Origin of the sequence: Megasphaera sp. UPII 135-E (genome assembly GCF_000221545.1) — a bacterium.
Taxonomy (GTDB): Bacteria; Bacillota; Negativicutes; order Veillonellales; family Megasphaeraceae; genus Megasphaera; species Megasphaera hutchinsoni.
The window spans coordinates 1-20,836 of the sequence record NZ_AFUG01000021.1 but is presented as its reverse complement, the minus strand read 5'-3'; the positions used below and the strand labels follow the sequence as shown (position 1 = coordinate 20,836).

The following is a 20,836-nucleotide window of genomic DNA, read 5'->3' as shown; positions in this document are numbered from 1 at the left end:
CAGCATGCCAATTCAAATTTCTAATAATTTATCAGCAAAAAAACAACTACATGAAGAAGGAATTGCCACTATTGACAACCGCCTTGCCTTACAGCAAGACATTCGCCCCTTACGCATTCTAATTTTGAATCTTATGCCCCTAAAAGAGCAGACGGAGTTGCAATTTTTGCGACTCCTCGGTGATTCACCCTTACAACTTGACGTTGATTTTTGCCATATGACATCTCATGCAAGCAAGCACATTGATAACTCCTATTTAGAAAAAAATTACCGTATATTCGATGAAATAAAAGATGCCTACTATGATGGTCTTATCATTACAGGTGCACCTGTAGAAACAATTGACTTTACAGCTGTTGACTATTGGTCAGAATTAACGCAATACTTCGAATGGGCAAAAAGCCACGTGTTTTCCACCCTTTTCTTCTGTTGGGGTGCCCAAGCAGGTTTATATTATTACTACGGGGTCGAAAAAAAACCTTACCCCAAAAATTATTCGGCATCTATGAATACGGTCTAACTGTTCGCAATCATCCGCTCCTGCGAGGGTTTGATGATCGCTATTTTATTCCCCAATCACGTCATACATCTATTGATGATAGTCGCATTTATTTCACGCCCGCATTAGAAGTACTATCTCGTTCTGATGAAAACGGTATTAATATTACTGGCACATGGGATCACCGCCGTTTTTTCGTACTCGGACACTTTGAGTACGATCGCTATACATTAGAAACAGAATATAAACGAGATAAGGCAAAAGGACTTCCCATTGCCTTACCAAAACATTACTACCCCCAAAACGATGACGGCAAAACCCCTCGTTTCAACTGGTGCAGCTATGCCCATCTCTTTTACCACAACTGGCTAAATCTCGTTTATCAAGAAACACCTTATCACTTAGAAACACTAACTCCCTTAACAAAATAAATAAAAAAACACAAACAAAATGTTCCTCTTCCCTAACACCATCGGAAAGAGGAACATTTTTAATACAAAATTCACACATATACCAGTATCGTTTTACTACTTTTCTTACCATCATTCACCCTACAGCGAATATCTTAATCTCTTGCTTCCAATTCAGCTACTTTTTTCTGCTTCAGCAAGTTCATCATACTCTCTTTGTGCCTTATCATAAGCAATCTTCGCCTTCTCTACTTCCTATTTCTTTATCGCTAAATCTTTTTTCTTTACTTCTACCGTAGCACCGCTTCCTTATATTTTTTATCTACTGCATTTACAGCAACCTGTATCTTTGTTTTTCTCCCTCAACCTTTTTCTTAGCCACTTCCTTATCAAATAACTCTTTTTCCACTTTCTTTTGAGCTTCACTTTTAGCAATTTGACTAACCTTGTCAAAAGCCTTATCTATCTTATCCTTAATAGCCTTATTTTCCCCCAGTTTCAAATACGTGTGAATCGCCTTTAAATTTTTCTCATAATCCGCTTTTTCTACCTGATATGCTGCCTGTGTAGCATATCCCCCTCATAAGTGCGGCAATTAAAGCGATCATAAATAACACATTGTTTTGTAATTTCATATTATCTCCCCTATTTAATTATTTACTAAACAAACATATACCTTCGTTCTACCACTAGCACCTGAAGACTCGGCATATAAAACGAATTCCATTTTATGCATAATATCATTAATCTTAGTTTATGATATATCATCATATGTTATCTTATGTTAATATTAAGGATTTATACATGATATAGTTTTTAATTTATATTCCACTATTTTTAAATAATTTATATATGATATATATTCACGATACACAAAACACACTCACCGCAGCGTGTAACAATACAACCTTACAAACTAAACGGACCTCCCACAGTTGTACTAAAAAACAACGTGAAAGGTCCATTTAGTAATAATATTATACTGCCGCTAAAACGAAAGCCATCCCAGCCTAAATTTTTAATTTCTCGATATCCCTGCTTGGAGATACCAAGCGTATTCATCCTTTTCCTCGCCGTGATAACAAATAGGTCACGATGAGCATGCCAACGACACCGCCATACATACCGACAATCCACACAATATCGCGTCCGATAGTTGACCATTCCCAAAAGGGCAATGTCTGCCACATACTTCGTTGCGACCATGCAATGATACTAAGAAGAAGCACTACGATAATCCACACACCCACAAAAGCATTCCGCGAAAGGGTGTATTCCTGTCTACCGAATACGGCTTCCGGTCTAGATAAATACGCAAAGGGAATCCCCAACGATAAAAGAGCATAGCTAATAACAGCAACGGTTGCACTTGAACCATTATGAATCGTATAGGCCCCAATGGGAATTGGAACAATAAAAAAACAAAGAAATATACTTTGTCGTATAATGTCACGCCACCAACTCATACGTTTCCTCCTCACGGCTTTACTATATAGCAGTATACCATAAATTACCCTGCAAACCAATGAACCCCCTATGACTTAAATATCGGCTTCTACTTCTTGATCAAATTGACCTATCAAAAACTTCATCGCCTACTGCATGGCCGCCGAATGAAAAAATTACATAATTGTCTAAAATAAAGCGATAAAAAAGCACTCCTAGTACATATTGTTTGAAGTCGTAACCATCTATTGATCCACACATCTCCAAATTTATATTTGAAAAAATGCATATCGTCTTTAATTATGAAAAAGATATGACGCTTAGGGCATTAGCAAACGATAGATAAATTCCCAGTCATTATCAAAGGATATAGACTTCAATAATGTACTAAAAAGCTAGAATGAAATGAGAAAAAAGCATTACAACGATAAAATAACAGACGAGGAATTTGAAGATTGGAAGTTATCTTACCCTAAAAACAAGATTTTTAAAATAGTAATATATACGCATAATATATACGCAAAAAGACCGCAGCTTGAAACTACGGTCTTATTTTTTGTCCAAATGTAAACCACTTGGAACTATTATTTTGATTATTTTTTTTACTACCAGTACCATTTAAGTACCAGTAGCCGTTTTTTATTCTCTTTATAGCTTGTAATCAAGCCTTTTTAGAAAATTTTGCGATTATTCCCATTCTTCCTTTCCAAACATCCGATATATCCCAAACCATTCAACATACTAGATTCTATTTTTTCTAATGCCACTAAATACACCTAATTATAGGACGTTTTCAAATTTTTAGTCCCGTCCCAGTCCCAGTACTGGATTTAAATATGATTTCAGAAATATTGATCTTAAAAAGAATTATAATATAACTTCTCTATTTAAGAATCAGATTTTCTTAGTCCTCTTGATGAATTTACGCTATCCTTTGTAACTTAACGATAGAAGACATGATGTTTAATAAAGTTAATTTCTTAAATAAATATAAGATCAGAGCTTATATGATTCATTTTTGCAAGCTTTTTTTACAAAAGTTTAAATTCTATTAGAATAACTCTATTAATTCTAGTTTTTTTTAAAGGAGTCATAACTACATCTATTGTATCTCCATCTTTATCAAAAAACTCAACTTCACAATTTTTATCATCATAAAGCAAAACAACCGTTCCTTTTGTTCCTTTACTTATTTCTCTGTAATCCTCTTTCAATCTTACAACATCTAATTCTTTCATTATAAATTTTTAACTCTTTCAGTTTCTCTATCATCAATTTCAAAAGACCCATCATTTATTTCATATAGTCTTTTTTTAAGTTTCTCTAATAATGCAAGCATTTTATACTTGTTTTTTTTCTCTTGTTCTTCATCGAAAAAGCAAGCCTTATCATTATAATCAAAGTGGTAGTAAGATGTAAACAATTCTTGAATTGTTTCATTTATATCCCATAATTCTTTATCATTGTCTACTTTTTCAATTCCTGTTAATAATCTTCCTTTCTCTTCATCAAAATATTCAGTCCATATTGGACCTTCTCCAAAATCTAACATGAGTTTTAATTTTTTCATATAACCACCTATCTTGGATAAACTGAAACAATAAATCCATTCGTTCCAAGTGCACATAGTACATAATGTTTACCACCAAAATCATATATTCTGGTAATTCTTTTACCTTTTTTAACATTAGAAACTATTTTTCCTTGTTCTATAACATTCTTTATAAATGAAGGTATGGAGTTTTTATTCACTCCAAATGCAGATTTTAAATTTTCAGAATGACCTTCTTCAATGTGTATTAATCCTGCTACTTTATTTCCTCTTTCAAGCCATAAAAGCTCGCCATTTTTTTGTTTGGCAATCATTACAACGTCTTCTTCAGTAAATTTAACTCCACTATTTCTTAATTCTTCCATAAGATGTTCAGGCTTTAATGATCCTTTAGTATTTTTAAATCCTCCAAAATTTCCACTACCCATTAATTAGCCTCCATTTTGTGGATTTTAGAAATTTTGCTTTCAAAAGAAAGTATTTCTATTCCTTGTGTTTTATATTGCTCAAATATATCGTCAGGGGTAGTTCCATATATTATTAAAGTTTTAGGAGTTAATTTTCTAATTACATAATCTAATCCTTTTTTAAATATTTCTTTTTCTTTTTTTATCTTCATTAAGCCATGTGTACTAAGTGCAATAGTTGAATTTTTTTCAACTCCTGCACAAGATATATCATAAGTTCTTTCATCTGAAAATCTAATATTTGGTACAACTTTTCCCCCATTAGATTGCATAAAATAACCTAAGGCTCTACTCCTAAATATATTCCATATTTGCATAGATAGTGGCATATCACGATATAGACTGTAATCTGGCGTGATTATGCCTCCATATTTTGATAAAATATTTAAATATTTCCTCGGATTATTCCAAAAGGAATTTATTTTATAATCATCTTCATAAAAACAAATCCAATCTTCTTTATTTGGATTTTTATTTCTATCAGAATATAAAACTAAATTTTTTGGATTTACATTATTAATTTCCCTTAGAACTGGTATTTCATAATCTCCATCATAATATGCATCTTCGACTAAAAAAGATTTATAGACATCTTTACACGATTTTCGTTTTTTTTCAATTTTCGCCATAATTATCCTTTCATATAAATTAAAGTTAAACTTCTTCCATTTACTAAAAGGCAAAAATATGGTATCATAATCTTACCAAGGAATATGAGACCATATTCTACCAATCATCTATTACTACGCCAATAGTTTAATAGATGATTTTTTTTACATTCATACAATCACCCCCTTGCATCAAATTGCATCTTTAAATAATCCTATTAAGTTCATTTCATATTCTTTCAGTATATAACCACCATACTTTAGCCACTTTCTATAGTAGTTATAAGCATAATATCCTGCTTGGATAGAAACATCAAAAATTTCTGAAATCTTATTAGGACTATTTATATTTAATTTATAAACTAAAACAGGTGGGACCAGTGCATATTTTGCAAAGAAATTTACTTCAGCTTCTGCAAGTTCGCTTTCCTCAGTGTGATCTAATACAATATGACCTATTTCATGTAAAATTGTGTTATTTATTCGACCATAATTCATCGTATCATTATAATAAATGTAAAATTCTCCTTCGGTCTTTTCTACAAAGAATCCATCTTTACTTCTTTTTATCATTAATTTTTGAGTTTTTTCATTATAAGATGAGTATGGAATTATCTTTATCCCCATTTTTGAAGCCAATTCAAATCCATTTATAGGAATACATTTAACATCATATTTTATAAAAAATTCTACTACTATTTTCTTAATTTCTTCATATCTATTATTTGATAATCTAAATCCCAACTTATTCCTCCCCAAATAAGGCGTTAATTAGTTCTCTTTTTTCTTCCACAGTCATATTATCAGCATTTCTTGCTATCATTCTTTTGATACGTGGTTGACTAAAGTTATCATCTTCTTCTATGCCTAATAAGTAATCTGAAGTTGTCCTAAGTGCTGTGGCTAAGTTGGCAATCACATTAGCTTTCGGCTCTCTTTCTCCGGAAATATATCTTGATACAACAGATTCAGAAATATTTATTCTGTCAGCTAATTCTTTTTGTGATATACCATTCTTATTTAACAAATAGCTTATCCTATTTCCTATCTCCTTTTTCATATTGACCTCCAAAAAACAATTTTCTGTTTTCAATAATAATTATATCACCGACTTGCTATATTGGCAAGTAATATTGACTTATTATTTTACATATCTTATAAACACATCTTTTTAACATATTTAATTACAAAAAGACCGCAGCTTTTAACTACGGTCTAATTTTTTGTCCAAATGTAAACCACTTGGCACTATTATTCAATTTATTCTTTTTTACAAATGTTCCCATTTTAATCCCAGTTACAATTTTTTACCTTCTGTAACCATTGATTTTACAAGGCTTTTGATTTTTTTTGCGATTACTCCCATTCGATATGTCCATTGATATTATTTTGTATAAATGGCATAAAATCAAGGTTTTTGTTATCAGATTTAGCCTTATTATCCGTTTTATTTCTGTTTATCTGATTTTTTGCAAGCATATTGCAAGCACAGCATTATTCTTTATCCAACAAATCTAAACATTCTTCATCATTTAGTTTTGATACGGCATTTCTAACTGTTTTAATCATTGTCTGCTATGCAAAAGTCTTCTCTTTTCTATTCTTTAGTTTGACACCTCATATTTTCTATAGCTTCAATAATTGCAGCATTATCCGCCTTAGTATTTTCCCACTCTATCCAAAAATTTTTAGTTGCACTCATAGGTTTTAATTGTGGCGTTTTTAATCTAATCCTACTTGGTAATAATATTGCATCTCCAACCGCTATTGCTTCTCCTACATCTAATAGGGGGAGTTGATCTAAAATGCCTTTTAAAGCATCTGGTAGTAAATTTCTTATTACAGACTTATCTCTGTCATTCGACAGTCGTAGTACCAAAAAGTTATTACATTGGCTTAAAATTGTCTTACTTACATCTGAAGGTCTCTGACTAATAACAACTAAAGAGATTCCATACTTTCTACCTTCTTTTGCAATCCTTTCAAAATTTCCCAATGCTTGTTTTTGAACACTATCAGCATCCTCTTGTATTGGAAGATACAAATGAGCTTCATCACACAAAATAGCGAAAGGAGTTCTTTTTTCCTCATCCATCCATATTTGCACATCAAACAGTAATCTTGAAATAATTCCCGTAACTATAGGCAAAACATCGGAAGGTACTTCTGAAAAGTCAATAATTTTTATACCTTTTCTTTCGTCATCTGCACCAATCATCTTACACAATAACTTGGATAGCCAATCATAATTTAATGTATTAATATTGGGTTGAAACAAAAATCCGTATCTTTTGTCCATGATTTTCGTTTCTAGCCTTGATATAAAACGAGTAAGTTTACCTTCCCACTCTCCTTTTACTGGTTTGTTATTAGCTCCAACTCCTTTTTTTGTATCATCCTCTTTCAATCTTGTAATCAGTGCTTCCATATTAAATGGAATAGGTGAATCAACTGTAAAAGTACTTAAAACTTTAGATTTGCCCAATTCTCTTAAAGTTTCCTCTTTTAGTTCCCTTACATGAAAAGTAAAACGTGAAGCTTGATTAGGAGCATTATTATCTGATCTATCTAAAATCATAGATAGCATTTCATCTCTATTTAATAACCAATATGGCAAGAAAACATATTTTTCATCGTCGTTTTCTAAGTCTCCTGGTCCTGCAATCTTATAATAATCAGCATATTTCTTATCTGTATCACATAATGACTTATATTCACCATGCATATCAAGAACAATAATATTAGGATTATTAAGTTTGCTGGCTTCCTCTATCAAATTTGCAACACACCAACTTTTACCTGAACCTGTACTTCCCAAAATAGAAGCATGTCTTTGAAAAAATTTATCGCCGTCTAAAATTGCAGTAGCATTGTCATCAATTGCAAATTTTCCTATAACCAATTGTTTTTCCAAAGAAACATCATCACTAATAATATTCATAAATAACTTTAAGTTATTACCATTAATCGAATAACAATGATGTGTAATTTGTGGGAAAGTATCAATTCCTCTTTTGAAACAATTTTTAGTATCTCCGTCAACCGTTTTGTATGTCCCAATTAACGAAACTTGGATTACATCTGATGAAATATAGGCTTCTTCTTCAAGGCTTTCATTATATTCATCAGTTAAATCTTCTAATTCCATTAATTCATTTGCTTTTCGTCTTACTTTATCTATAATACCAATTGTAAACTCAAAGGATCTTGTGGTTTGAATAGCAACAATACTACCAACATTTAATAATGATATTTTCTCATTATCTTCCACTTCAATTAAAACCTGATTAGTATCCACATATATAACAGAACCTATTGTATCATTTTCTTGAAACACTAACTTATCCATCAAAACACCTCCTTAATTAATTCAGCTATATCCCATATTTTTTTATCTTTAATTTCATATATTTGTTTTTCAAAGTAAATTCTTGTTCCACAACTCTTATTATTTATTTTCATCTCTTCTATAGCTATAGTATTTGGCGAATTATCAACAATTTTTTTCGCATTACCATATAAGGTTCTAGTTACAATTAGTTTAGGTTTAGAAATATTTTCTGGTTTATTTAAATGAGTTTCCAAATGGTTATCATTAAAACCATATCCAATAAATATTAACCTTTTCGCATTATCTATCTCCTGCCTCATTTTTCCAATATGATAATCAAAAGGCTCTTCATATCCTTTTTCATATTTATTAGAACCTGGGGTAATTATGCAAGGAGTACCACAATTTACATGATTTATCTTATTAAGTTTTCCATTGATGAGTTTCCAATTAATTGATCCATGTGGTTTATATATTTTTATATGTGGCTTGTAATGATTCATAGGTTTCTTACCTCTTTTTATCCCTTTAAGCATTTCTTTTTCAGCGTTTTCGGGTGAATATTTAGAAATGATTTTCCCATAATATGAATCTGAATAATCACATCCTTTAATTTCACAAGCATACTCTATTAACAAATCATAATTGGTTGTTATTACAGCCAAATTATACAAATCAATATTAAAGCACGATAAATACTCAGAAAACTTTAACGTTTTACCTTTTTCTATAATTTCCGTAAAAATAGATATATCTTCGCAGGAAATAAGTTCATATGCACTTTCAACAATTGCTTTTTCAATGTTACTTGTTACTTTATTTTGTTGTAGTGTAGATTCTAAATCTGTTCCATTATTTAAAGTTTCTTCTATACTTCTCCAATACTCCATATCTTCGGCACTTAGCCTATCAGGAACATCTTCAATCAGTTTTTTAGACAGTGCTTTCATTCCTGAAATACCTTCAGCACAAGATAGCCCAGAACCCACTATTGTCACTGTTCCTTGGTCAAAGAAACTTTGGATTTGTTTCTTTAGATTATCCATATCCTTATCCATCTTCATACCCCTTTAAATAAAATATATCACTCTACTCTATTCCTCCTTAGACTGTTCCATACATCATAGATTTCATTAATCTCAGATTTATTGAATCCTGATAATGATTGAATTAAACTATCCACCCACTTTACAATTTCCGTGAACTCATGATTTGCTCTTAATTTTTCATCTATTTTTTTTGAGATTTCAATAAAATCTATCCCATCATTAATTTTAGGTAATCTAATATTTTTCAAATCACCCGGCAGTATTTCTAAAGCACCCCCACCAAAAACTCTTCCTTCGAGTTCAAAAGATAAAAGTGTCACTGAAGAATAAAATGATACCAATGTTTTTGCAACATCAATTCCTTCATTAAACCTAATTCTGTGAAAAGTATCTGTACTCGTAGCTTTAATTTCATTTTTGACTATCTTTGGGAAATTTCCCATTCTTCTAAGTAAAAACGCATCTGGAATCCATATAGATGGAACCTCGTACCATTTCTCCCTTAAACCTAATTTATATCCCTTATGTTCGTCTCTGCTTTCCACTTCCTTTATATATTTTTTTGCACCTCTATTTAATTTCCTGTTATTGAAATCCAATAACCAAACTTTTCTGCAATTTAAACTGTTATGCGAAATATCATTTTCTGTATAAAACAATCCAAAGACATCTAAACTTCTCCCTACCAAAGGAACTTTATAATCATCTAGGCTATACTTATTAACCGTCTCATTATTTACAACAAAGACTTTATTATTTCCAGTAGTAATACCTACTTCAATGGTACTAATATCTTTGATTGAAGTAGTCTCATTAATAAATTTATCTTCATAGAATTTCATAAAGTTTTTGCTTAACAAAAATTTTCTCCATTTGTCACTATTGTCAAAATCATAATATTCAAATGGAATGGCATAGATTTTATTAGATAATTGAGACATATCTTTTACACTAATATTCCTTATTAATGTTTTTTTGCTTTCCATATCTCTTTTTATTCCAAAAATAAGTACAACATCCTGTTGTATTCCAGAAAACACAATGTTATCAAAACGAATAATAGTTACTTCTTTCAGTTCCTTGAAAATAAACTTTCTAAGCTCCTTAGCATAAGACACTTGCAAAAGATCCGTTGGCAAAACAAATGCAAATTTTCCACCCAAACTTAATAATTCAATGCTTGCTACTGTAAAAGCAACCCATGAATTTATCAATTTATTAGGTTTCATGCCATTACGTTTTAATATATCACTTTGATAATTTCTCTGTTCTTCTGATAAAAATTGATATCTAATATACGGAGGATTTCCTATTACAGCATCATATTTGATTCCTATATCTTTTATCTCTTCGTAAAAATTATAAAAATCATCATTTATAACCTTTGTATTATCAATAGCTTTAATTATTTCACATTCCAAAGGATCGATTTCAACCGCTGTAACATTCGCTTTATCTGCAAGTTCAACTATCTGTTTTACAAATCTACCATCTCCCGCCGATGGTTCTAATACATTAGAAATTTGTTGTTTATCTGTAATCCATCTTGTAAGGAAATCAACAATTTCAAAAGGTGTATAGAAAACGCCATTTAATTTTTCTTCTGTTTGCTTACTTTTAACATTCATTATTTTCTTCCACCTTTAATTCTATTAATTCGTCTATTTGAGTATTTATTTTTGATATTATATTTTCTTTAATTCTTAAATTAAGTTCTTTTTTTCTTGAATCAGTCTCATTTTCTATCTCTTCATTTATAGTATTAATACTCTTTACCAATTCGGAAATCCTATCAAAAATTTTATGTTCATATTCATTTTCAAAATCAATCGGCAGAAGTGGTATATCCTTGTACATATTTGTTCCGTGAGTGTAAAAGCCTCCTTCAAAATCACTGCCAATAGTTTTAAAAATTTCATCTGTAAACCAGTGACTAAGCCAAGCTTGAATATATTCCAAGTTGTATTTTGAATTATCTCTCAAATACAATCCTATATAACCTGCTGTACCTCCCGATGAATATGCAATATTATTCCTATCTATATTAAAGTTTGGTTCTTTAGAAAGCACTCCAACAATTATTTTTTCCTTATCAACTTCTCGTAAGGCTTGGGAGCGACCATACTGATACCATTCAAAATCACCTTCATTTCCTCTTACATCTCGTTTACCTCCTAAACTTTTAGGAAGTAATTTATCTTTAAAATAGTGCAGATATCTCCATGTATTTGGATAATTTTCTTTCATCTCTTTTTCATGTATGATTTTTCCATTAATATATGGGAAAATCACATAGTTTGTTGATTTTAGATTTTGGTATGACTTATTTTCCCCATCACTTTTACTTGGCAAATAATATTCTCTCAATAGTTCTATCTCTGCTTTAAATTCCTGTCCCTCTTTTATAAATGTAACTACGCCATTTTCATTTGAAACTATTGTATTTTTGGGTATTTTATAAACATCATTCTTGCTAGTTTGTATACCGTTAGCAGGTATTATTTCTTCCTCAATACAAGGAAATTTTTCTTTTGCATATTCATACTTATTAAGAATTGTACTATCATCTGTTAAAAACCAATGTGAAATATCTAATTTTGAAACATCAAAAATTAATCCTTTTTTGTTGTTATAAATATCTTCTGGCGATGATACTTTCGTATATTCAAAAGAATCTCCATAATTTTTTTCTAATTTTAAAACACACACATAGTTAATAACACCTTTAAACAATTGTTTACTTCCAAAATCAAAAATTTTAGCTATACACTTCTTCTTTAAAAGAAAATCTCTTAATTTCAATGCAGATGCAACATTAAAAAATTTGTTTGGAACTATAAGTACACCTTGTCCATCTTCATTCAATAGGTTTACTATTCTCTCGATGAACAAAAAATATTTATCATACTGTTTATATGCACTTTCATATTTCACTTCATATGCTGATATCTCTTCTTTTGGAGTTGAATTAATAATATCTTCTTTCTTCAAATATGGAGGATTACCAATAATAATATCAAACTGCATCTGCCTTTCATCTTCACTTCTCATAGGCATAATCTCATACAAATCATCTTTATTTACAGATACTATATCTATATCAGCATCACTGACTAGCGAATTCGCACATACAATTGTTTTAGTAAGTGATGGCAATATTGGTGAAATATCCTCTATTCGTTCCCTATCTTCATTGGATAATAATCTTAATAATAGAGAGAAACGTGTAAGTTGAACTGCTTGATTATTTATATCAAATCCTAATAACACCTTTTCTATCAACGCTCGTTTAACAGCAAACGGCACCACTTTTTCATCAATAAATTCGCTATTTTTATCCGCATATAAATCTACTAAATGTCTTTCCAGAAAATTATAAATCTCAATCAAAAAAATTCCAGATCCAACAGCGATATCAATTATTCTTAATTCCAGTATTTCTTCAACCGATTTTCCAATAATTTTATCAGATAAAGCCTGCTTCACCATTGATACCGCTATTTCATCAGGTGTAGATATTACAGATTTAATTTTTGCACTTTTTGTTTTCTCTAATGTCGCTATTCCATCATTAATTACAATTTCCTGTTGCAAGAAATTTTCATATATTTTGCTTAAAATCGATAAATCAATTACAGAAAAATCATAAGACACATTAGGAAAATATAAATTCTCTACTATACTGCTCAAAACATTTTCACTCAGATCTGTGATTATACTAGAGTTTCTAAATAATTCCGAATTGTATTTTTTATCTAATGTTTTGAAATAATCTTTATAGCTTCTATGACTTAATATTTCATTTTTTAAGCTATTATGATTTTCAAATCTATTATCTTCTGCAAACCTCAAAAACACTAATTGATTCAAAAATGTCTGTATACATTCATTAACATTTCCATATGAATTTATATTGCATCCAGAACTTAATAAATCATTTGCAATCAAAACTCGCCAACCATTCAACTGATCTAAAAAAACTTTATCTAAAGACATTTTAGTTGCATCTTCTGGTCGTACAGATTCTATCCACTTATTAAATGTCCCGTCAAAAAGACTCTCTCTTGATAATAAACGATATATTTCTTCAAATTTTTCTTCATACTCAGAATAATGATAAAGTTTATATCTATACTTACTAGCAACATCAGATTCTCTGGGCATTTCATGGGTTAAATATATTGCTAAATATTCAAAATTTGTAAGTAACGAAATATCATGTCCAGCATTCCATCCGTATCTTCTAGCTTGTAAAGCTGGGGCTTCTTCTAAACTGATATCAACACTAACTTTTTTTGCTTCGACATAGAACTTGCTCATTCCATTCATTCTAATTGTATAGTCTGGTCTATCTTTACTGTTAACTGTAGAATATTCTTCTGCTACAACTTCTCGTTCCTTAAATGATAATCCATCGGGATTAGAAATATCCCAACCCAATAACCTTAAAAAAACATCTATATATTGTTGCCTAGTCATCTGCTCATTAAAATTATTTTTTTGATTTTTATAGTATGGCAAATTTTCAGAAAAAACATTCACAAGTCTATTTAACTTTTGTTTTTTCACTTCTAAATTCATATCATTCCTCCACGCATTCTACAATTTCCGAAATATCACACTCTAAGACATTGCATATCCTTAGCAATACATCAGTAGTAACATTTTCGCCATTTTTTATTTTGTAGAATGTACTTTTACTTACTTTTGCTTTTTCCATAAGCTCAGTATTTTTCATTTCTATATCTATTAATTTCTTAAATAATTTTTTATAGCTTAGTTTCGACATGATTATCCTCCAGTCTTATACATCTTAATATCATATCGTTTCTATTATAACATAATAATAGAACTTTTAGTAGCATTATCTTCTTTTTTCTCGAACCAATTTTACAATAAAAAATAATCAGTGCAGCCCGAAGACCGCACCGACCATATATTTATCTCTCAGCTTCCTTTGAAGTTTCTTTCTTTACCATAGGCTTTAATTTTTCTTCCACCTTACACTTCTTGATTTTACCAATAACGGATTCCTTTTTCTTCTCAGCTTTATCCCTACCAAGATATTCATTCATATTAGCTTTCAAATGTTCCAACTCCTCATACTGTGCTGATAACGAATTATGCTTCTTTGCTATCTCTGCTTGTTTAGTCTGTAATTCTTCTGAATGTTCATTTAATTTTCTGAAAAGATTTTTACCTGATTTTGTCTTCAACTCTCCCAACACTACATGTCTTAAATGAGGAAATTGTTTAAGGAAAATATCTATCTCCTCATAGGATTTCTGATAGGCTTCCACATCTTTTCTATTCATCATCATATAAATTTTATCGTTTGGATTTTTACGATAGCCTTCATAATGCTCTCTCTTGCTAATACAGATTTGAATATACTTTAATACTTCCTTTATCCTTTTTTTGTTCCAATGACAACTTATCAAATTCTCGTTTCAAGTCATTCTTTTCAATGGAAATTCGGCTGATACCACGCTCCAATTCTTCCATTGAATTAAACCCTTTATTCCTGATTTCAACAAGCGTAGACGCAGCCGTTTTAAGATTATGTTTTGTTGCCCAATTTTCATATCCTTTGCTTGACTTTGCTTTTTCACTGTTCTTAATATCAATGATATTTCCAAGTTCTTTATCTTTATTCAGGATTCTTTCCTTAATTCGTTCTTCATTGTAGTTAGCTCCAATGGTCTTTGCTCTGGTAAATCTCTGCTGATTTTTACCTCTAAAAGCAATGTGTTTACCAAACTTAATTTCATAACCATGGCTTTCCATCTTAGATAAAAAGTCCTGCCAATTGATAGACTGCTTTATTGTTCTATCAATGTCAAATTGAAGTTTTGACTTATAGCTACTGCATTTTTTATCTTCATTCCAGTCATACCAATTCACAAATTTTCTTCGCTTAATCTCGTTGATTTCCTTTTGCGTTTCTTGGTCGATTACTGATAAATTATGTTCCTTGCAAAGCTTGTCGCTTTGGTTTCTGATGTTCATGTAGGAACCATAATAGGAATGATAAACCTTCCCCTCATCCACATCTATGGAATTAAAAATTATGTGATTGTGGATATGGTCTTTGTCGATATGTGTCGCTAAAACATACTCATATTTTCCTTCTAAAATCTTTTCACAGAGTTCAATTCCAACTTGATGCGCTTCTTCAAAACTGACTTCTTCCGGAACAAAAGATTGGATTAGATGATGTGCTAAGGTCTTTGTTCTTGAGCTAAATTGCTTCTTGGTAAGTTCAAATTCTTTATGAGCATTTTCTCTACTGCACAGGTGCGTTGTAACATAGATTTCATCATCTGTTTTATCTCCATTACAGATATAATCTATCGCCTTTTTAAGAGTAGTTTTAATCGGGTGTATCTTTGTAACAGCCATTACCCTACAACCTCATTGATAATATAGTCAGAAACTTTTTCTCTAAATTCTGACAGGAAAAGAAGTTCGCCTTGCAAAGCTTTCTTAATGCTTTCAATATCATCTTTATAAATAATTCCTGTGCTGTTTACTGCTTTTGCAATTTGATTCAGGTTTGCTGAGTTACGACTTACAAGAGAAGATAATTCCCTCAGTTCTTTTCTAAAGGCTCCGGAAATATCAATGCTTATAATTCTGTTCTTAAAAATACTGTCCCTATAAAATTCTCTCTTGCTCTTAAAATTGGTCAATGCAAATCTTCTATTTAATTCTTTCATATCTTCTTCATTCACCATAAAGTGAACGGTACAATTATTTTTACGATTAACGGTCTTTGACATTTTTCATCTCTCCTTTCATATTCGGGGTATTAGGGTTCTCCCTAAATATTTCAAATTTGAGGCATCAAATTTCAAGCCTACTTTTTGAGTGTGGTCAGAAAGTATATGCTTGCTATCTACCTCTAATTCATACTTTTGCTTATTTGTCTATGGACTAACACAGAAAAAAATGGATGCAATTTTTCATTTTACCGTTTGCACCGTTCATACCGCACGACATTTCCCTATATAGAAAACATCTAACGGTACGAACGGTCTGAACGGTGTCTTAGTAAATTACATCTTCTGCGTTATACTTAATCTGATAATTATTATTGTTTTTTCCTCACTTCATTGTAATGCTGATTCCATTCTTTCTTAGAATATCTTTATTACGATTTAAGGTCTTCCCAAACTGTTGAGGACTTTCAATATCAAGATTAATCTTTGAACAAATATCCACTATCGTTCCCTCTATTTCTTTTAGTTTTGGCATGGCTTGTACCAATTTCTGAATTGACGGCTCAAGCAGTTCAATCGGATCAACCTTATCAAGCTCTAATATCCTCTTAGAAGGATTTATTTTGACCTGATATACCTTTGACTCAAACAATCTACTTGTAACATCTAAGTTAAACTCCGTATCAAATTCTGAAGCTTTATCAATAGCTATAATGGTATCTACTGAGCCGGGTAATGCTTGTGAACCTATCACTTTCTCGCTTACACTTTTTACTGATGAATCCTTTTTTGTATGGTACATCATAATAAAAGTACATCCATATTTTTCTATAAGCTCATAATACTTTGCCATAACCTCATAGGTGTCATTATAATCATTGGCATTATATTTTCTGTCATATTTTATCTTTGAAAAAGTATCAACTATAAATACTTCATAGCCTAATTCAATATCAGCTTTTATAATTTTTTCAAACTCATCAAAGACCACATAGCTTGTACCTTCATAAAACTTCATAGTATTTGGACAAAGTAAATCAAGTCTGTTTATTCTTTCTTGAATTAGACTTCCTGAAAGCTCATTGCAATAGTAAACCACGTTTGTTTTTTTAACTTTGTTCTCAAGAAAATCAATTCCTTCGTTGATACATATACCAAGATTAAGCCCTAAAGCCGTCTTGCCCTTTTTAGGCGAAGCTACAATTAGGGTAATGCTTTTACTTGCAATAATGTTATCCACAATATACTTATCAGACGCATCAAACTTAGTATTTATCGTATATGCTTTCAACGAATTACCTCCTGATTTTTTCTGTGATAGTTATAATCCCAATAGTTATTTCCACCAACTTCCTGTGCCTTTTTAATGCTCTGATTTAGATATTTAATATATGCAGCTTCTGTTTTTCTTTTACTCATATCTCCCATGCGATTTAATGCCGATTTTAAGAATATTTCTAACATTAAATCAGCATTTCCATGTGTAAAACTGTTAAGTACAAGAAGAAGCTGAAAATCATCTTTGCTTGCATCTCCTGTGGAATATTCGCCTCTAAAAAGCTCTCTGCCTTTGCGATTAGTCATATACATTGCCTTTAAAATCCCTTCAATATCCGGCACATCACTATTTATATTTTTATAGTAGAAAATTTGCTCTCTAATCGTTTCTTTAATGGCATATTTTTCATAGTAAAGGTTTAACTTATATTGTTCATTCTTTACTTCCGTGCAAGTTCCTATGACATCACCGGTCATAGCAATGCACTTATTTGATTTATACATTTCAAAACGATCAGCTTGATTGTTGATATTCTTATGAATTCTGCCCTTGGCAAATATGTGGACTCCGTTGCCCGATACGGAAATTTCCTTATATGTTTCGCCAAAATCACTTATAATGTCTTGCACATCCTCAAAGCTGTCCTTAACATTATCTAAATCAATGCAGACAAACGGATCATCTTCAGTTAAGACAAATGATAGTCCATCACAGCCGCTTCTTTCCAATCCATCTAAAGCAGTTTCAAAATCTGTCCAGTTCTCTTTTTTGTTCCATTCATTTGATTCACAAGTGATTGGACTGATTGGAATCTTAACCATTTTTATATTGCCATTCTTATCTTCATTATGATAAATCTTGAACCATAACCATTGCTTACATTCTTTTAATTCCTGTGGAATATTGTTAATATATTTTTCTTTATTCATAGTTATTACCTCCATAATCATGTTGATGATAGAAGTACAACCTGATAAAATGTTATTTGAGATTTACAATCTTATCAGGTTGCTTCTTGGCTCTATCTATTGCCGTAGGTAGAGTCATTTTTATTTCTATTCACCGTTTCAAACATTTCCAGAATATATGCCAGAAGTTCAAGCTTATTTTCTTCAATATCGCAGTCCAAATTAACATTTTTAAAATAAGCTTCAAGCATCATCAGTTTCGTTTTCAGTTCATCAAACACTCTTATATTTCCAAATACCTCAACTTTATGATTTATGCTCATTTGAATCATATAATCCTGTTTGTTTAATCCTGATAATGCTATTTTCTCTTCCAATAAACTTTTTTCTTCCGGAGACATTCTGAAATTCACTATAATATTTCTTTTTCTGTTGTTATCGACTTTCAGTTTTCTACCTTTTGACTGCAGACTTTCTCTTTTAAATATCTTACTCATCTTAATCAATTTAATTCCTTTCTTTCTCTATCGTTTCAATGATTTCCAACTGCTTTGACGGATATAAATGTGCATAATTTAAGGTTATCGAGATACTTTCATGACCTAATCTTTCTGCAATCACCACAGGAGAAAAGCCTTGCTCTATCAAATATGCAACATGAGAGTGTCTTAAATCATGAACTCTAATTCTTTTTACTCCTGATAATTTACATCCTCTATCCATTTCATGATGTAAATATGATTTTGTAAAAGTAAAGAGCCTTGACTTTGAATCCAGATGATAATACATTCCGAAGAAATCAGACATTTCATCACATAGAAATTGTGGTAATTGAATTGTTCTATTACTTTTTTCCGTCTTTGGAGATGTAATATAATCTTTTCCTTTTAACCTTTGAAATGATTTGCTAATAGTTAGAATTTTCTTCTCAAGGTCAAAATCATCTTTTGTAAGTGCAAGCAATTCACCCTCTCTAATGCCACACCAATAAAGAATCTCAAAGGCATAATATGAAGCTGGCTTGCTTTTAATACTTTCAGCAAATTTTTCATACTCCTCTTTCGTCCAAAACAACATTTCCTGTGCCTTTGATTTTCCCATCTTAGTTGTTTTATGAGCGGGATTGCTTGTTAATCCATAATATTTATTGGCATGGTTAAGAATAGCATTTAATTGATTCTGAATTGTTCTCAAATATGTTTGAGAATATGACTTTCCTTCACCATCAGATTTTTTAAGTAATTCATTCTGCCACTGTAAAATATCCGGAGCCGTTATTTCAGCTATCGATTTTTTGGCAAAGTAAGGTATTATTTTCGTTTCTATAATATGCACCTTTGTTAAGTAGGTGTTGAATTTAATTCTCGGTCTTAAATCATTCAAATAAATTTCAACAAATGACTCAAAAAGCATATTCAAATCTCTCGACTTACTTGTCAAAAACTCTCGTTCATACTCCAAAGCCTCTCTTTTTGTAGCGAATCCACGCTTTGTGTGAATCTGTTTCATCCCTTGCCAATCAACATACCTTAAATAGATTTTCCATGTACCTCTTTCTTTATCCTTGCTGGCTGACACATCATCACCTCCTATACTTCTTTCGTTTGTCCATAACAGTTTTCTTCATAAAATTTTCGATTAACCTTGCCTGCAATCACTATCAGGTTTGGATTGTCTTTTAACATTCTCTCATTTAATTCTTTTATCATTTTGTATGCCTTAGGTTTTGAAACTCCCCAATCTTTGCTGACTTCTTCAGCATCAACATACATTTTTCTCATATTTTTCCTCCTTTCTCATTTATTTAGACTTGCGATATATATTAGTATAATAATTTATATAGTAGATGTCAATAGTCATTTCTAATTTTTATCAGAATTTCTCTTTATTTTTAGTATACGATTTGATATAATAAGATATAATAAATATAGGAGATTATAATATGAATAATAAAACTGTATCAGAGCGATTGAAATATCTTCGTTCTATAAATAAAAAAACACAAAAGGAGTTTGCAGAATTTTTAGGAATACCTCAGCCGTCAATGTCTGCTTACGAAAATGGTAAAAATAATCCTACAATAGATGTACTGATCGATATTGCCGATAAATGTAAAGTATCTTTAGACTGGCTTGCCGGAAGAAGTGACTATACTTTCGGTCTTTCAAGCATGAGAGATTTTGTATTATTTATGTATGAACTGGCAATGAAAAAAGAAATCGGATTCAAAATAATTGTAGAAGATAAATTCCCCAATAACGATATTGAAACCGATGAAAATAAATGGAATGTTAAGCTTGTGTTCTATGGTAATGATAAAGAGCACGCTTTTAATGCTGACGTATGCAATATCCTAAAAGAATTGTCTGATAATCTGTTCGACTTGGAGTCCTACTCCATTACAAAAGAACAGTTTGATTCCATGAAAAATAAATCTGTAGAATATTACTCTCTACCACTAACACAGAAAGAATTTGAAGAACTGTCAAGAGATGAGATTCTGAAAAAGAGAATTGAATATTTGAAAGAAAATAATTTACTGTAATAAATAATGCTACGGGAAAC

Annotated in this window: 22 protein-coding genes and 1 pseudogene; 2 read left to right on the top strand and 21 right to left on the bottom strand. The window is 31.0% G+C overall.

What is annotated here, in order from left to right; all coding sequences use genetic code 11:
- Positions 1 to 4: 4 nt before the first annotated feature.
- Positions 5 to 930, top strand: a pseudogene (gene metA, locus HMPREF1040_RS08395) (homoserine O-succinyltransferase).
- 310 nt (positions 931 to 1,240) lie between these two features.
- On the opposite strand, the gene HMPREF1040_RS08110 reads toward metA, so the two are convergent.
- The 21 genes from HMPREF1040_RS08110 to HMPREF1040_RS03255 form a co-directional block, all read right to left on the bottom strand.
- On the bottom strand, positions 1,241 to 1,411 hold the full coding sequence (locus HMPREF1040_RS08110; protein WP_007392559.1) for a hypothetical protein: 171 nt from the start codon (positions 1,409 to 1,411) through the stop codon (positions 1,241 to 1,243).
- 556 nt (positions 1,412 to 1,967) lie between these two features.
- Positions 1,968 to 2,375, bottom strand: a complete 408-nt coding sequence (locus HMPREF1040_RS03345) for a hypothetical protein (RefSeq protein ID WP_007392554.1) — start codon at positions 2,373 to 2,375, stop codon at positions 1,968 to 1,970.
- 1,011 nt (positions 2,376 to 3,386) lie between these two features.
- Positions 3,387 to 3,593 (bottom strand): DUF4926 domain-containing protein, encoded by a 207-nt coding sequence (locus HMPREF1040_RS03340; RefSeq protein WP_007392560.1) that lies wholly within the window; start codon positions 3,591 to 3,593, stop codon positions 3,387 to 3,389.
- Positions 3,593 to 3,925: a hypothetical protein gene (locus HMPREF1040_RS03335; RefSeq protein WP_007392547.1), complete on the bottom strand. Its 333-nt coding sequence runs from the start codon at positions 3,923 to 3,925 to the stop codon at positions 3,593 to 3,595. Before HMPREF1040_RS03335 ends, HMPREF1040_RS03340 begins: the two co-directional genes overlap by 1 nt.
- 8 nt (positions 3,926 to 3,933) lie before the next feature.
- Positions 3,934 to 4,335, bottom strand: a complete 402-nt coding sequence (locus tag HMPREF1040_RS03330) for a hypothetical protein (RefSeq protein WP_007392507.1) — start codon at positions 4,333 to 4,335, stop codon at positions 3,934 to 3,936.
- On the bottom strand, positions 4,335 to 5,003 hold the full coding sequence (locus HMPREF1040_RS03325) for a DUF4417 domain-containing protein (protein ID WP_007392549.1): 669 nt from the start codon (positions 5,001 to 5,003) through the stop codon (positions 4,335 to 4,337). The genes HMPREF1040_RS03330 and HMPREF1040_RS03325 overlap by 1 nt, the downstream gene beginning before the upstream one ends.
- Positions 5,004 to 5,174: 171 nt before the next feature.
- Positions 5,175 to 5,726, bottom strand: a complete 552-nt coding sequence (locus HMPREF1040_RS03320) for an ImmA/IrrE family metallo-endopeptidase (protein ID WP_007392524.1) — start codon at positions 5,724 to 5,726, stop codon at positions 5,175 to 5,177.
- 1 nt (position 5,727) lies between these two features.
- Entirely contained in the window at positions 5,728 to 6,042 is a 315-nt protein-coding gene (locus HMPREF1040_RS03315) for a helix-turn-helix domain-containing protein (protein ID WP_007392538.1), read from the bottom strand.
- Positions 6,043 to 6,579: 537 nt separating this feature from the next.
- A complete protein-coding gene (locus HMPREF1040_RS03310) occupies positions 6,580 to 8,331 on the bottom strand; it encodes an ATP-binding protein (protein ID WP_007392503.1) in 1,752 nt (583 codons plus the stop codon).
- Positions 8,331 to 9,371, bottom strand: a complete 1,041-nt coding sequence (locus HMPREF1040_RS03305; protein WP_007392518.1) for an SIR2 family protein — start codon at positions 9,369 to 9,371, stop codon at positions 8,331 to 8,333. Before HMPREF1040_RS03305 ends, HMPREF1040_RS03310 begins: the two co-directional genes overlap by 1 nt.
- Before the next feature lie 26 nt (positions 9,372 to 9,397).
- Positions 9,398 to 10,990, bottom strand: a complete 1,593-nt coding sequence (locus HMPREF1040_RS03300; protein ID WP_007392553.1) for an N-6 DNA methylase — start codon at positions 10,988 to 10,990, stop codon at positions 9,398 to 9,400.
- Entirely contained in the window at positions 10,980 to 13,943 is a 2,964-nt protein-coding gene (locus tag HMPREF1040_RS03295) for an N-6 DNA methylase (RefSeq protein ID WP_007392506.1), read from the bottom strand. Before HMPREF1040_RS03295 ends, HMPREF1040_RS03300 begins: the two co-directional genes overlap by 11 nt.
- A 1-nt stretch (position 13,944) precedes the next feature.
- A complete protein-coding gene (locus HMPREF1040_RS03290) occupies positions 13,945 to 14,151 on the bottom strand; it encodes a helix-turn-helix transcriptional regulator (RefSeq protein ID WP_007392525.1) in 207 nt (68 codons plus the stop codon).
- 151 nt (positions 14,152 to 14,302) lie between these two features.
- Positions 14,303 to 14,683, bottom strand: coding sequence for a hypothetical protein (locus HMPREF1040_RS08380; protein ID WP_007392494.1), 381 nt, complete (start codon positions 14,681 to 14,683; stop codon positions 14,303 to 14,305).
- 52 nt (positions 14,684 to 14,735) lie between these two features.
- Positions 14,736 to 15,764 carry a relaxase/mobilization nuclease domain-containing protein gene (locus tag HMPREF1040_RS03285; protein WP_007392508.1) on the bottom strand — a complete coding sequence of 343 codons (1,029 nt, stop codon included), beginning with the start codon at positions 15,762 to 15,764 and terminating at the stop codon, positions 14,736 to 14,738.
- Entirely contained in the window at positions 15,764 to 16,144 is a 381-nt protein-coding gene (mobC, locus tag HMPREF1040_RS03280) for a plasmid mobilization relaxosome protein MobC (RefSeq protein WP_007392509.1), read from the bottom strand. Before mobC ends, HMPREF1040_RS03285 begins: the two co-directional genes overlap by 1 nt.
- Positions 16,145 to 16,469: 325 nt before the next feature.
- A complete protein-coding gene (locus HMPREF1040_RS03275; RefSeq protein WP_007392532.1) occupies positions 16,470 to 17,375 on the bottom strand; it encodes an AAA family ATPase in 906 nt (301 codons plus the stop codon).
- Positions 17,372 to 18,292, bottom strand: coding sequence for a hypothetical protein (locus HMPREF1040_RS03270; protein ID WP_007392495.1), 921 nt, complete (start codon positions 18,290 to 18,292; stop codon positions 17,372 to 17,374). The genes HMPREF1040_RS03275 and HMPREF1040_RS03270 overlap by 4 nt, the downstream gene beginning before the upstream one ends.
- A gap of 92 nt (positions 18,293 to 18,384) precedes the next feature.
- Positions 18,385 to 18,768, bottom strand: coding sequence for a hypothetical protein (locus HMPREF1040_RS03265; RefSeq protein ID WP_036257480.1), 384 nt, complete (start codon positions 18,766 to 18,768; stop codon positions 18,385 to 18,387).
- A 10-nt stretch (positions 18,769 to 18,778) separates the two neighbouring features.
- Positions 18,779 to 19,849 carry a site-specific integrase gene (locus tag HMPREF1040_RS03260; RefSeq protein ID WP_007392519.1) on the bottom strand — a complete coding sequence of 357 codons (1,071 nt, stop codon included), beginning with the start codon at positions 19,847 to 19,849 and terminating at the stop codon, positions 18,779 to 18,781.
- An 11-nt stretch (positions 19,850 to 19,860) separates the two neighbouring features.
- Positions 19,861 to 20,052, bottom strand: coding sequence for a hypothetical protein (locus HMPREF1040_RS03255; protein WP_007392548.1), 192 nt, complete (start codon positions 20,050 to 20,052; stop codon positions 19,861 to 19,863).
- Positions 20,053 to 20,213: 161 nt separating this feature from the next.
- Here HMPREF1040_RS03255 and HMPREF1040_RS03250 point away from each other — a divergent pair, with 161 nt between their 5' ends.
- Positions 20,214 to 20,816: a helix-turn-helix domain-containing protein gene (locus tag HMPREF1040_RS03250; protein ID WP_007392556.1), complete on the top strand. Its 603-nt coding sequence runs from the start codon at positions 20,214 to 20,216 to the stop codon at positions 20,814 to 20,816.
- The last annotated feature ends 20 nt before the right edge of the window (positions 20,817 to 20,836 follow it).

Excerpts from the sequence above, each read along its gene's own strand:
- HMPREF1040_RS03345 (WP_007392554.1), bottom strand. The coding sequence starts at position 2,375 with ATGAGTTGGTGGCGTGACATTATACGACAAAGTATATTTCTTTGTTTT.
- HMPREF1040_RS03340 (WP_007392560.1), bottom strand. The coding sequence starts at position 3,593 with ATGAAAGAATTAGATGTTGTAAGATTGAAAGAGGATTACAGAGAAATA.
- HMPREF1040_RS03335 (WP_007392547.1), bottom strand. The coding sequence starts at position 3,925 with ATGAAAAAATTAAAACTCATGTTAGATTTTGGAGAAGGTCCAATATGG.
- HMPREF1040_RS03330 (WP_007392507.1), bottom strand. The coding sequence starts at position 4,335 with ATGGGTAGTGGAAATTTTGGAGGATTTAAAAATACTAAAGGATCATTA.
- HMPREF1040_RS03325 (WP_007392549.1), bottom strand. The coding sequence starts at position 5,003 with ATGGCGAAAATTGAAAAAAAACGAAAATCGTGTAAAGATGTCTATAAA.
- HMPREF1040_RS03315 (WP_007392538.1), bottom strand. The coding sequence starts at position 6,042 with ATGAAAAAGGAGATAGGAAATAGGATAAGCTATTTGTTAAATAAGAAT.
- HMPREF1040_RS03310 (WP_007392503.1), bottom strand. The coding sequence starts at position 8,331 with ATGGATAAGTTAGTGTTTCAAGAAAATGATACAATAGGTTCTGTTATA.
- HMPREF1040_RS03305 (WP_007392518.1), bottom strand. The coding sequence starts at position 9,371 with ATGGATAAGGATATGGATAATCTAAAGAAACAAATCCAAAGTTTCTTT.
- HMPREF1040_RS03300 (WP_007392553.1), bottom strand. The coding sequence starts at position 10,990 with ATGAATGTTAAAAGTAAGCAAACAGAAGAAAAATTAAATGGCGTTTTC.
- HMPREF1040_RS03295 (WP_007392506.1), bottom strand. The coding sequence starts at position 13,943 with ATGAATTTAGAAGTGAAAAAACAAAAGTTAAATAGACTTGTGAATGTT.
- HMPREF1040_RS03290 (WP_007392525.1), bottom strand. The coding sequence starts at position 14,151 with ATGTCGAAACTAAGCTATAAAAAATTATTTAAGAAATTAATAGATATA.
- HMPREF1040_RS08380 (WP_007392494.1), bottom strand. The coding sequence starts at position 14,683 with ATGATGATGAATAGAAAAGATGTGGAAGCCTATCAGAAATCCTATGAG.
- HMPREF1040_RS03285 (WP_007392508.1), bottom strand. The coding sequence starts at position 15,764 with ATGGCTGTTACAAAGATACACCCGATTAAAACTACTCTTAAAAAGGCG.
- mobC (WP_007392509.1), bottom strand. The coding sequence starts at position 16,144 with ATGTCAAAGACCGTTAATCGTAAAAATAATTGTACCGTTCACTTTATG.
- HMPREF1040_RS03270 (WP_007392495.1), bottom strand. The coding sequence starts at position 18,292 with ATGAATAAAGAAAAATATATTAACAATATTCCACAGGAATTAAAAGAA.
- HMPREF1040_RS03265 (WP_036257480.1), bottom strand. The coding sequence starts at position 18,768 with ATGAGTAAGATATTTAAAAGAGAAAGTCTGCAGTCAAAAGGTAGAAAA.
- HMPREF1040_RS03255 (WP_007392548.1), bottom strand. The coding sequence starts at position 20,052 with ATGAGAAAAATGTATGTTGATGCTGAAGAAGTCAGCAAAGATTGGGGA.
- HMPREF1040_RS03250 (WP_007392556.1), top strand. The coding sequence starts at position 20,214 with ATGAATAATAAAACTGTATCAGAGCGATTGAAATATCTTCGTTCTATA.